General features: G+C 54.3%; 10 protein-coding genes and 1 pseudogene. 2 read left to right on the plus strand and 9 right to left on the minus strand.

Features of this window, described 5'->3' with window-relative positions; translation table 11 throughout:
* Positions 1-280 precede the first annotated feature (280 nt).
* From ABD890_RS00735 to ABD890_RS00760, 6 genes are all read right to left on the minus strand, one after another.
* Positions 281-640, minus strand: a complete 360-nt coding sequence (locus ABD890_RS00735) for a TubC N-terminal docking domain-related protein (RefSeq protein WP_345084468.1) — start codon at positions 638-640, stop codon at positions 281-283.
* Positions 637-2,970, minus strand: coding sequence for a DUF3987 domain-containing protein (locus ABD890_RS00740; RefSeq protein ID WP_345084471.1), 2,334 nt, complete (start codon positions 2,968-2,970; stop codon positions 637-639). Before ABD890_RS00740 ends, ABD890_RS00735 begins: the two co-directional genes overlap by 4 nt.
* A complete protein-coding gene (locus tag ABD890_RS00745) occupies positions 2,967-3,179 on the minus strand; it encodes a helix-turn-helix domain-containing protein (protein WP_345084474.1) in 213 nt (70 codons plus the stop codon). Before ABD890_RS00745 ends, ABD890_RS00740 begins: the two co-directional genes overlap by 4 nt.
* Positions 3,180-3,669: 490 nt before the next feature.
* A complete protein-coding gene (locus ABD890_RS00750; protein ID WP_345084477.1) occupies positions 3,670-4,008 on the minus strand; it encodes a hypothetical protein in 339 nt (112 codons plus the stop codon).
* Positions 4,009-4,294: 286 nt separating this feature from the next.
* Entirely contained in the window at positions 4,295-4,909 is a 615-nt protein-coding gene (locus ABD890_RS00755) for a hypothetical protein (protein WP_345084480.1), read from the minus strand.
* Between the two features lie 19 nt (positions 4,910-4,928).
* On the minus strand, positions 4,929-5,792 hold the full coding sequence (locus ABD890_RS00760; protein WP_345084484.1) for a GIY-YIG nuclease family protein: 864 nt from the start codon (positions 5,790-5,792) through the stop codon (positions 4,929-4,931).
* 176 nt (positions 5,793-5,968) lie between these two features.
* On the opposite strand from ABD890_RS00760, the pseudogene ABD890_RS25480 reads away from it, so the two are divergent.
* Positions 5,969-6,235: pseudogene (locus tag ABD890_RS25480) on the plus strand (hypothetical protein); the annotation flags it as partial.
* A gap of 142 nt (positions 6,236-6,377) precedes the next feature.
* Complete coding sequence (locus tag ABD890_RS00765) at positions 6,378-7,025, plus strand: GIY-YIG nuclease family protein (protein WP_345084487.1); 648 nt, start codon at positions 6,378-6,380, stop codon at positions 7,023-7,025.
* Positions 7,026-7,075: 50 nt separating this feature from the next.
* On the opposite strand, the gene ABD890_RS00770 is transcribed toward ABD890_RS00765, so the two are convergent.
* From ABD890_RS00770 to ABD890_RS00780, 3 genes are all read right to left on the minus strand, one after another.
* A complete protein-coding gene (locus tag ABD890_RS00770; RefSeq protein WP_345084490.1) occupies positions 7,076-8,128 on the minus strand; it encodes a 30S ribosomal protein S1 in 1,053 nt (350 codons plus the stop codon).
* Between the two features lie 192 nt (positions 8,129-8,320).
* Positions 8,321-10,135, minus strand: a complete 1,815-nt coding sequence (locus ABD890_RS00775; RefSeq protein ID WP_345084495.1) for a ComEC/Rec2 family competence protein — start codon at positions 10,133-10,135, stop codon at positions 8,321-8,323.
* The gene (locus ABD890_RS00780; RefSeq protein WP_345084498.1) at positions 10,135-12,456 is read right to left on the minus strand and encodes a gluzincin family metallopeptidase; all 2,322 of its coding nucleotides are present in this window, start codon (positions 12,454-12,456) and stop codon (positions 10,135-10,137) included. The genes ABD890_RS00775 and ABD890_RS00780 overlap by 1 nt, the downstream gene beginning before the upstream one ends.
* Positions 12,457-12,475 lie beyond the last annotated feature (19 nt).

The following is a 12,475-nucleotide window of genomic DNA, read 5'->3' on the forward strand; positions in this document are numbered from 1 at the left end:
GGCGAATGGTCTTCCGCTTGCCATCGGGGGCGATGAATAGAATGCGTCGTCGTCCGTTGGGCTCTTTTGAAATCGATGCCATGGTCTTGGAACTCCGTTGTTTGCTGGTAGATGCGATTGTATGCCGCTTCGTGCGGGCTAGCTAGTGAAAATTTGGATATGAAAGTTGGAATCAAAAGCGGACATGGAAATGGAAGTAGCCGGTCAGGTGTGACCGAAAGTTGCCATAGCTAAGCCGCAATCGCCCCTCGGGGCCAGGGAAGGACCCAAGGTAAAACCGTCAGGTGGGACGCTGCCGGCAGTGCTTCGCCGCGAACTTTCGCCAGCGGGTTGGAGGATCACAGCGTAGACAACGCCAATTGCCGACCAGGGTTTCCCATAGTTCGAGGGTTCCGCACTTGGGGCATGGTTCCAGGGCGTGGCCATCGATGGTTTCGGGCCAAGCTTCCTGATCGGGAATGTCTTGCCGTACAGTCTTTAAAATTTGCAGCAAGCTTGCCTTCTGAGTTTTAAGCCGCTCGATCAATTCCGGCGTGAGGGCTGCTTGTGGGGCATCGATCTTCAATTGATCTGGTCCCGTAGGAATCAGACGGACGCCGGCTGTATCGCAATCGGCCAGTAGCTGGGCCAGTTGGTTCATAGGGTTACCTGAATCCTTTCTGGCGTTTGTGGCTGTTGAAATCGGTACTCAGAATCCTCAAATTGCGGTGGTGGTGCCGGTGGGATGATGTTCTGAGGATTCTGAGGACGGTCTAATGGTGGTTCGCTTTTCCAGAGGGCCGGGTTCACTTCGTACCTTGGTGAAGGCTTTCGGCCTGGTGTGGTTTCCGCTTCGGTCACCTTCAAGCGGACATAACCCCGGCGGATCAGTTCACCGATTGGGGCGTCGATGTCTTCCACCTTTTTGAACTTCCGTCGGCCATGTTGGTGGGCATCGCGGCGGCTAAATTCTTCCAGACAGGTTTCATCCAGCCAGCGAACCAGATACCGTGCGCCATCGGTCGTAGGGTCTTCCAGAGCGGTCATCACGTCGAAGACAGCTTCGGCGTGGGGGATGAGGTATCGCGAAACTGCGATGGCAGCTTCTACGCTCGAACGTTCGACCGGTTGGTCAAGGGAGCCGGCTACGCAATGCAGGATGCCAGCCAGGCGAAGTGTCGCCCCATGCAGTTTCGCCCCCCAGTCTCGCATGGCCTCCAGTTCGCCCCCTTCGGCCAGCATCGATTCCGCTTCGACTTCCCAGCTTTGGAATGCCTGGGCGGCTTCGCTGGTCAGTTGAAGTACATGGAGACCCTCCGTCGAAAAAAGCCGGCGGACTAAATGGTCGTAGGCGGCCTTAACCATCTCGGGGACCGGTGGGCAAGCTACCAGCCGGCGACCGATCCAACTTTGCGGCATGGCATACAGAAATCGTCCCAACAATCCCCGACCGCGAAAAGCTTTGGTTTCGTTCAGGGATTCAATCACGCTCTTTTGAACCGTGTAGCCGCAGGTTAGCGCGGGGCTGGCCACTTGAACCGTTTCGCGTCCTACTCGGTCGGTCGTCAAGTCGTCGCCATTGTGCCCCTTCAGATAGACATCCATCTGAGGCAAACCGCTTTTTGAATACTGCCCTGCCATCAGGTCGAAGACGGTTCCTTCGGGCGAAAAACTAGCAAGCCGGCCTCCCTGGTCGGAAAGCATCATGCCTAGTTTTTCCCCAGTGGCATCGTCGACAATCAAGCGAGGTAAAACGGCAGGCGGTTGCAAGTCAAGTTCAGCAGCCAGGTCGATGGCAGCCTGTCTGGCGTCGGGATCGTCGCCCCCTTTCTTTTCCAAGTTTGCCAACCGTTTTTCGTCTTGCCGGCGTTGAGAAGCCATCCTGGCAACCGTTGGTCGGGCCTCTTCAATCGGTTCCCGCTCGATGTCTTTCAAAGGGCGGGTTACATCGCCGAAGACAGCTGATTTGCGGTTGCCTGGGTCGAGGATGGCACAAACAAAAAGGTTGGTCGGTTCGCTGAAGCCTGGTCGGGCTTCGATTCGAACCCGCTTGGCTAGTGCTGCACCACAAACCGCCAGGCATAGCATTGCCGTCATGTCAGGCGGGGTTTGCGTGAAATGGGATTCCGCTTCGACGAAAGTCTGCAAGATCGGGGGTAAGACTTCCGTGGGGAAAGCGGGCAGGTCGCGACTATCGATTGAATCAATTTCTGGCCAAGGCTCTTGCCCTGGCTCCCACAGCGCCGTTTCGAGAGCGAGTTGTTTTAGCTGTTCTTTGGTCCCGCCGGTTGCCAGCCAATCGCTAACGTCGCCTTTCTCTGGCAGACCGGGAAGCGTAACCACCTTCACCGCAAGGGCGATACCTTGCAGCGACATGGCGACCGATTGGGCATGTTGCCGGCCTGGCTCGTCGTTGTCAGGCAGAATCACGACCGTGCGGTCTTTCAGAAAAGCAGAATGGTCGGCAGTCCACTTCAGCGCCCCGCCGGCATTGCAGGTTGCCAGGCAGCCGATACGTTCCAAGGCTTCGACATCCTTCTCACCTTCCACAATGAAGACTACCCGGCCAGAATCTGCCAGCAGGCGCGGAAGTCGAAAGGGTACGACGCGAATCCCCTTCACATTGAAATGCCAACCACCTTTTTCATCGGGCCGACGTTGGCGAAATGTCTTGGGCTGCATTCGCACGACCTGAAACTGCAAGTTGCCGGTTTCGTCCTGGTAGTCGTACCTAGCAACAACCTTTGGTGTGGGGCTTGGTGCTGGCAATGGAGGACCAGCCATCAAGTCGGCCAGTGTTAGCCCCGCAGCGGTGCAAACCGCTTCGACCTGGCAGCCGGCAAAGCACTTTAGCAGCACGTTGCCGTTATCGGCTCGGGAAATGCTTAGGCTTGGGTTCTGGTCGTCGTGGGCCGGGCAGCAGGCCATCCAGCCTGCCCCCTGCTTACGAACGTTAGAGAGCCGCGAGAGTACATTCTCAACGGGATTCATCGCTGGCCCCCTTTCAGCATCGCTTCGATATGAGCCTGCAGGCCGGCGACCGGGTAACGAACCAGCCGGCCCATTTTCACGTGGGGCAGCGCGGGATCGTCTTCAAAGGTCATCGCCCACAGCTTACGGGGCGAGACGGAAAGAAGCTTGGCGGCCTCTTTCGGGCCGACCAGGATGGGGGCGGGATCGTCTTGGTTTCGTTCGTGCATTTCGGCACCTCAACTTGAGTTAGCATCCAAGCCACGGCATGTGGCCTGCGATGGAAATCAAGTTAAGGGCAGTTCGGACAGAATGAATTTGTCCGAACTATTTGTCCGAGCGATTCGCAGTCAGCGGTCCCTTGTTGCCTGGGAATGCAAGAGCAAGAAAATTTGCTCGGACGAAAGAAATCATTGTCCGAAAGACTCTTCCGAACGCGATTTTCGCTTGGAAACTCGCTCAATCAGACGGTTGAGTTCTGCTTCCGGCATACCCTGATCGCTCGCAAACTGAGCCTTGGAAGCGCCACTATCGCGCGCACGCTTCCAGGCATCAAAAATTCGGTTCTCTTTTTCCTGGGTTGCGTAGTCCGCCTTCTTGCGGCCTCTTGGCCTTCCGGGCTTCTACGCCTTGCCGAAGGGGAAGACTTACCTTCAATTTTACCGATTTGGCGATACGACTGCGAATACGTTCGCGATCAACACATGCAAACGCTCTTTCCTAGATTTCATTCGGGAATATTCTCTCGATTTCTGATTCGGGAATTTCCACAATTCTTGCGAGGTGAATCCAGTCTGTTACGTTTCGAATACGTGGAAGGTCCTTTGCGTCCATTTCTGCGTCAAACTTTCGTTGAGCGGCCTCGATTTCTGCTGCCAGTGCTTCCCGCGTGAACCGTTGCCAGAAGGTAGAAGATATCTGCCCGAGAATCTGGGCGATTCTAGAGTCTTGGGTGATTATTGAAATTGAGTCACCAACAGACGTAAGAAGACGACTGTCAGCAGATTTCTCAAACTCGTCAATAAGACGAATCTTGGCCGCGGAAACCGGTTCCTTCATCGCTTTTCGTACCCTCCATGTGAGTCTCTAGCAGGCGTCAGCTAGGTTTCGTGTCTCTTCGCATCGAGCAGCATAGGAAAGCAAATAGCCGAGTTTCAAGATCACCCCCAAGTTCCCAGGGCGAAGAGCTCTGCAGAATAGAGGGCTCGTAAAATAAACTCTCCCACAAGACGCGACCTTTCCCACTGCAGTCGCATGAATGGTTGAGAAAGTAGTACCTACGCGTGTTCGCAGGAGGCCGGCGGGCAACTACTGCTGAAAAGGAAGCTGGCACTGCTTGTCGTTCTCACTTCTTATTCGGAATCGCCTGCAGGTCGTGCTTGTAGATGCAAAGGCAATCCTCCATTTGCTGGGCGGTCAACTGTTGGAAAGGCTTCGGCAGTTCTGCTGGCTCCAGCCACTTTCGCGACTTTTCGAATCCCAATGCAGCCGCGCCTACCCGTACGCCGGCATGCAGATAGACTTTCTCCGGAGGACGCTTTAAATAAGCTCCGAGCCGATGGGCCGTGTCGTAAACCATCAACTCGCCAATGCCGTTGATGTCGCCGATTGCTTCTTCGGCCATCTCAAACAACTCGTGAAATGTCGCACAGTCCGCCAGGTTGCGGCGTTTCAGTCGGTCGTGAACTTTCTTGAGGTTTGATTTCTTCAAGCGATACTGATGTGGGTTCCGTTTGCCGTTGGCCGTTTCGGCATAGGCGGCCCGTCTCAACGCTTCGTCCAGGGTTGGCAGTTGGGTATAGAACTGCAGGTTCGAGTCAGCACTCGGCTGGTAGTGCTTGCGGTAATGCCGCACGATCGCCCCATACGTTTTCAGTTGGCGATCTTCGCCCGAGCAGAACTTGCCAGTGCCCTTGCCACCGCAGCCGATTGTGGAAGGATTGGTCTTACGGCGTGACATGGCACTTCCTCAGCTCGTTTTAGGAATCCTCATTCGTGTCGCGATGAATCTCGCTCAGCGTGCTTCCCTTCTTATCCTTCCACTCGACCCAGCCGTTGGCACTGGCGCCCAGCACTACCTGGGCAGCAGCGCTGGGGGAAGGAAAGAGGTAATCTTGCAGAAAGATGTACATGCCAACTCGTTCTTCGATCACGCTAGAATCGAGCAGACGCTGGCGGTTCGATGTGACAGACTCCGGCGCCGACGGCGTGAGTTCGATGCGGCACTTGCTCCCGTCGCGGACGACAAACCCGTCTTCCACCAACTCGCCGGTCGCGTCGCAACCTCGGGTATTGATGTAGAATAGCGAACGCTTGTCGTTGCTTCGCGAGACAGGTTCAAACACCGGATACCCCAGTGTCGAAACCAACGTGCTGATCGTCTCGAAGACGTCCAGCAGTTCCGCTTCCATTGGCTCTGGCACGTAGGTCGAGTTCTCTGGTACCTGGCCGTTGTCCAGGGCGTAACGGTTCACCGTTTTGACCTGATGCATGCAGAACCATTCCAGGTATCGTATGTGGGCCTGGGTGAAGTTCTGGGTCTTCGAGATGCAAAAGACGGCCGTCTTCCAAAACGTCTTTTTGCGGTTGTGATCGTCGAAGCGTTTCGGCGCGTCTTCGGTCTGGCCGACGTAAACAATCGGCTTGGCCCCTTCCTCGTCTTCGCCAAACAGGAAATAGATGCCTGGGAAAGCCAATTCTCTTCGCAGCTTGCCGAGTGTCAGGTCGCTACGCGGAATGAGTACGGCCTGGACAATTCGTGTGGTGATCTCGGCAATGCGGATGCCTCGTGGTTCGCCGGTCGGCAGGTAGATCTGAATGGTCTTGGCGGTGGGGCTGGTCATCGGGTGTTTCATCATCTGCGCCGGTAGCAATGGCCGGCATTCTCGACTTAGTCCATCAACTTCATCGATCATTGCGGATCAATGTTAAGGCTCGCTAAAATAGCACGGTTTCCCCACTCTCGCTACCGTCTGCAGGGTCCCGCCACAGGATGGTTTCCTGAACCGTTAAATCGCAAGCCGACAAGATGCGGAACTCCATTTGGTCAGGCGGAATCTCCAATGGGCTGACCGTCATTGAGCAGGTCACCTACCTGCTTTTTGCTCGGCGATTGAACGAGATGCACACCGCCAAGGAAGCCCAGGGCAATCTGCTGGGGCAGCCGATCGAGGATCCGATCTTCTCTCCACGGAAGAGCGATTGCGAAGTCTTGCATGAGAGACGTGGGATTGAAGAAATCAGGGGACTCGAAAGGCGATTTAACACGTCACTGTCTGACACTTGAGTTTCAGGCTTAAGCACGGCCAGAATCTGGATACAACATGAACCGTCTCATTGAAATTGGTTTTCAACCTACCGGGCACTGGCGAACCGAAGGAGATCTTCTCAGGTTCGAACTACTTCAGAATGCCCAACAGAAGAACGTTTTGTATGCCTTCGTTTGCGATGGCGAAATCATGTACATCGGGAAGACCGTTCAGAAGTTAAAGACGCGAATGGCCGGCTATGCCAAGCCGGGTGCAGGGCAATCGACCAACATTCGTAACCATCACCTGATCCGAGAGCTTTTGAGTGAGGATAAGGCAGTTGAGATTTTGGTGCTGCCTGATTCGGGCCTGATGCACTACGGGCAGTTTCACCTTAATCTTGCAGCTGGCCTCGAGGATTCGCTAATCGAGGTAATCGGCCCTCTGTGGAATGGTGGAAGGATTCGAGACCTGAAAGTCGAGCAAGAATTAGAGTACGTCGTCGAAGAGCCGGAAAAGCTGATCGGGCGATTCCCAATCACTCTACATCCCACCTACATGCGGTCTGGCTTCTTCAACGTTGGCGTCGACCATCAAATGCTGTTGGGCCAAGACGGCGAGACGATTGAGTTTTTCCTGGGAGATGCTGAGGCCCCAATCATGGGAACGATCAACCGCTCGGCAAACTCGAACCACACCCCAAGGCTTATGGGCGGTGCCGGTTTGCGGGATTGGTTCCAGGCGGAGTTCGCCGTGGGTGAGGAGATGGTGGTTGAAGCCTTATCTCCAAGGTCGGTTAGACTTAGGAAGCTCCTATCGGCCAGATGATGGTGAAGATCGCGAAACCGGGAAGGCTCGATCTTGAGTCTAGAGCTTCTTCACTCCCCTGCCTTTCCCGACACCAGCTTCAACAACATCTTCCGCCCGGTTTTATCGATGCTGATGACCTCTACTGTCACCTGGGTGTTGAGATCGAGATCGGCGATGGGCAGTGCTTCGTTGCTGGGGCCCTCGTTGGGGACCAGGCCGATGATGGACGGGGCAAGCTCGATGAATGTTCCGTACGTCATTTGTTGATAGACCGTTCCTGTAGCCGTTGAGCCGATGGGGAAACGGTCTTCAATGTTCTCCCACGGATCCGGTGAAAGTTGCTTGAGGCCGACCGAGATTTGGTTGGTCGCCTGATCGATTCGAAGGATGACGACCTCAACTTCATCGCCGATTGAAACGAGGTCGCTCGGGTGCCGAATCCGGTCCCAACTCATATTGGTGATTAACAGCAGGCCGTTGAGCCCGCCCAGGTCGACGAACGCTCCGTAATTGGTGATCCGGCGAATGATGCCGCGGCGGACCTGGCCCTCGGCAAGCTCTTGCAGCAAAGACTCGTTGGGGGCTGCCGGCTGTTGCTGAAGTAGCTGGCGGCGGCTGAGCACGAGGATACGGCGATCGTGATCGATCTGCAGGATCTCACATTCCAGATCGCGGCCGATGAAATTATCGAGCTCAGGCGATGGCTCTGTGTCGAGTTCCGTTTCCGGCAGAAACGCGTTCGCACCAATATCGACGATCAGGCCACCTTGGATTCGACGCACGACGGTTCCCTGAACGATCTGCCCGATCGAGAATGTCTCGACAACTTCTTCCCAGGTAACCGTCTTGGGGGTCGACCGTTTCGACAAAAGCAACGGCTCTAAACGAACCTGGTCGCCATCGACCTGTTCCACCACCACGATCACGGTCTGCCCGACCTGCGGCGCGTCGTCCTCCCAAGCCGCACGCGGAAGAGACCCTTCAGACTTGGCCCCGACGTCGACAAACACCACCTCACCCTCAACTCGAACGACCTGCCCTTCGACAATCTGATTCACGTCGACCGAGTTGGCCGCGCCGAGCAGGTCTCGTTGCCAGTTATTGTCGGGATGATTCGGCATGGATCCGAGGGTTTACGTCCTTTGCGAGCCGAGGAGAAGTGGGGAAGGCAGGAAGCGTCCGAAGGATTGCTGAGGTCACATTACCCGATGACACCTGAACCGAGTTGACGTGCGTTATCTAACTCCCATTCTATTCGGGGAAATTGGAAGCAAGCAAAGGCAAGCGGGGGAATGTTCAGTTGGTAGCCGTTCTCAGCGTGGCGGAATGATAACCTCGTAGTAAAGTGGGTCGCTCGTTTCGCCTGTTTGCATTGGATTGAAATCCGATTTTGAACGTTTCCAGGTCCATCCTTCGAATACCCTGTGGGGAGAGGTGTCGGGGATCCGGCTGGCTCTTGATGAATTGGGTCGGCAATCGTCGAGTTCGTTGTTGCTAAGCGGGGTAATTTGACAATCCGAACGCAAAATGCGTAGTCGTGATTTCTCACGCAGACGCTCGTAAAGCGGACGATGCGGCATTTTCCATTCGACAGGCCATTCTTTAACAACGGCATAGTAGCTGACAGGAATCATGGCAATGATGTCATCCATCAACTCCAAGCCATAAGGCGCATCATTGTCGCGGGTCTCATCCTTATGATAGTACCGCTTGGCGGTCGCATTGTGGCTGCCGTGATGTCCGACTTTGTAGAGGCGTGTCCGCTTAAAAAGATCTTGGGTGGTGACCGTCGTGCCCTCGACATCAAATTCCAGACCGTACCACGACATCCAGTTGCCTACCTGGGCGTCCCCGACAAAGAATAGCACATCTCCTTTTCCTGGTGGCCCAATTTCCAGGGCGAACGCGAGCGATGTATTGTTTGTGTCGCTGTCGAGGTTCAAGGCAACACTGCTTGCCGCACCCAACCAATCACCATCGATTCTTCGCCAAGATTCTTTAAGGTAGGCATTCTCGAGAAAGGTCTGGTCTCGTTCCGGGAGGGGTGCATCTGGACAGACCGAAGGTTCGGAGTCGGCGGGCTGTGAAGGATAATAGCTATCTTTGATCGTTCGAATATCGTAACCCTTCTCCCCGAACGGAAGACGCACCGATTGGGGAAGTTCTGTCTCGTCGTTATGAAGAGCCGGGCTAAACCCGAAACCATTGAGATTCGAGGCGGGCGTCAGATAAGTCTCGTGATAAATCGCGTGGCCATGTTCGTCTTTTTCGCCGCGAACCTTGGAAGGAAGATCTTTCTTCAAGAGATACTCGTCGCGCGGCGGACCGAGGATATACGCCCTCACTTCCGGTTCGTCCGATATGGGGATTACCTGACCCGGTTCGCAGTACGATGTATCACTCGCCAGCAGACGAAGAAGGTTAATTGCTTGCTCGCAGGTTGATGGCTTGGTACGGTCGGCCGCCGCCAGCTCACCAGAGAAGCCAGTCGTGCCTTGTCGAATGACACGATCTCTTTCGAGTTCCCGGATAACATCCGGCTTCGCCTTGCTCAATTCTTTAATCACTTTATCAAAGTTTAAATCACGGTCGATTTCATCAAATGTTGAAAACTCCATCGCTGCTTTCAAATGAAGTTTGCCGTTGTTGAGGGTGTCTTTCAGGCCCCGGTCATGGAGGTAGTCGTAGTGTTCGAGAGCCTTTTGGATGATCCGCTGGGCAGTGCCATGCTTTTGACGCAGCGTATCAGCTTGCTGATTACCGATTTTTTCGGTCCAACCTAGCCAGAGTTGTTGAATCGCGAACCGATTGGCCTGTTTGGCATTTAGGAAGGGAGTTCCGGACAAGACGAATCCTGACAGGTGGTCCACATGTTCGTGCGTCGCGGCCACGATGTCGAGTTCTCCTGCCGTCGATCGATGAAGATCATTCATCACCTCTCGGAGTCGATCGTTACCGTTATCTTGTCGCCGATGGACACCGCAGTCGATCAACATATAAAACGGCTTGCTGTTGCGTTTCTTGCCGATCGCAATCAGGAAACAATCCCCGAGACCTTGGCGATACATTCGAACGACGATCTGCCCAGGCCTAGGCTTCAGCACGGAAGCGGTCGATGTCTTAGCCATTAGTATCCCCTCGAGTGATCTTCAACACAGTGGACGCCCACCAACGATTCATGTTTCCGACGACGCTTTTGTGCCTGAGCTGTTAAGCCGTAATGTTCGACTGCCTTAGGGCCTGCCATCGCCACCGCTTGCCGGAAGAAGTTCATGGCTCTTTCCAACCGACGTTTACTTAGGATGTTTTTAGTAATGCTGTATTTAATCTTGGCAGATTCCGGATCGACGATCAGTGTGCATCCTCCACGATGATAAAATGAAAGTGTTCGATCCTGGGACTTGGGGTTGGGCTCGTCGCAGTCGTTTCGTATCGGTTCGCCGTGTTCGTCGGTTAGCGTAACTTTCACTCGCTGCGTGATCGTGATTAGTAGCTCGGTTTTTGTTCTCCCATCTTCTCGCAAACGAACGGTAGGCTTGATTGCGAACACTTCAATTGGTGGGAATTGCGAACTCGTAGTGATTGGTGCGTTGACTGCCGTGACATCGTAACGTGATTTTAAATAACTGCGGACATCGATCCCGAAGGTACTCGCGATCCAGTGGACAGCTTCTGCCACGGAAGCGGGATCTTCTGGCAATTGCCAGGTGCGGAACCGCTCTTGGATCCAGTTATGGAGAAAGCGTTTGAATAGCCGTTCCGAGATATAGGTAGCGCGACGAATATCCCGAATAGAAGACGAAGACGCGGTGAAATCGGACAGTGCGGTGGTCGTTGTTGTCGACATGTTGTCTGGTTGTCCAATCCAGATGGTTTCTAATAACTTGTTGACGGCGGCATCGGCGTTACCAATCCTGAAATTGTTGAGGATTTCATCGGCGACCGACTGCATTTCCTTATGTCTACTCGTCATTGCGAGAGTTCGGGGTGTTTCTGCTTTATCGTCTTCCTCATCGGTATCCGGGACAAGAAGGTCAGCTAACTCGCCTAAGCCCGAGTCCGTCTGGAAGATATCCGCCATCGATCGCAACAGTTTCGAAGGAGGTGTGAAATAGGTGAGTGGTGAGCTATCGGAAATTGGCCGCTTGAAGTTCGACCAGCAAAGGGAGTCCTCAGAGAGTGAGTAGACATCCAGTGGATAGATTCCGCGGGAGCGAAACGCTTCGATAAAGGCGACGCGATAACCGCCTGAGTCGTTGGGATAGAGGTCTTTATCGGCTGTGACCAGGGCCCGGAAGTAGTCGCCGAAAGTCAAATCGACGGGGGGAACATAGTCGATCGCTCGAACACATATGCTAAGGACTCGCTGTGCAGATCGGGTGGCCTCATCAGCAAATCGTTTCGCGAGATCGGGATGGATATCACCATCGGGAAGGATCCCGGTTCCTTTTGTCGCGATGCGACGTAGATCCGCGACGCGTCGTTCATAAATGCGAATAAAGGCGTCGAAGACCGCGGCCACCAGAATGGCACCGCGCGCATGTGGTTCGTAGGTCCTCGCAAGTTCTGACGGATCAGGCGGCAAGCGATGCCCTTGGTCATCGAAGACTCCCAAAGCGTTTCGCAGCGCCTCGCCTTGACCCGTTGAACGAGCAAATTGGACCGCTAATTGCGCCAACAATCCATCTTGCTGCAGATCACCACGATTGGCTTGGATCTGTGAATGCAGCAGATCAGGCAAAGTGAAGTGTTGGAAAATTGCCACGATATCGGCGAATGCCTCATGAAAGGCGAGCATATCGATGTTAGAAACGGAATCGAGCAGACGGCGATTCATACCATCAAGAATGGCGTGTGTCGTTTCGTGCGCGATGATATCGTGCGATAAGCAAGTAAATACTAATCCACCCGGTAATTCCGCCAAAGTATCATTGGTCGATGCGTTGAAGTAGCCGAATAATAACGCAAGTTTCGACGGAGAATAGTAAGCATTTTGCTGCCGTAACGCATGCGGATAAATGCTTAGGCGGGGAACGAACCGATCGTCTGTATTTTCTATCCGCCAACCGTTTTCGTCCCGATAGCGTTCTCGCCAGAGCATTCGACGCCCCAAAATGCGTTCGAAATTCTCGATCGTTTTCATCGTCACCGCATAGACCATTTGCTGATGAAACTGCGGGTTGCCCAATGAAGGGGAAAGACCGTTTTCGGCGAGAATCGTGGAATGATTCAGATCGACCGGTGCATAGAACCGTTGACTGGCAGGGTCGATGTCGACGACCTGAACGTATTCGCCAACGGGACCTGCCGTCAGCAGTTCTTCCCATCGCACGCGAAGTTCGGCGACGCTGACATCCATGTGCGTGAGCTGCGTCGCTAACGATGGATCAAGAGTGAAAACGCGAAGTCGCCGCGTTGCGGGTGCTGCAAGATCGTTGCTGTTCGCCATGGAGCCAGTTTCCAAAAAC

Origin of the sequence: Bremerella cremea (assembly GCF_039541315.1) — a bacterium.
GTDB classification, from domain to species: domain Bacteria; phylum Planctomycetota; class Planctomycetia; order Pirellulales; family Pirellulaceae; genus Bremerella; species Bremerella cremea.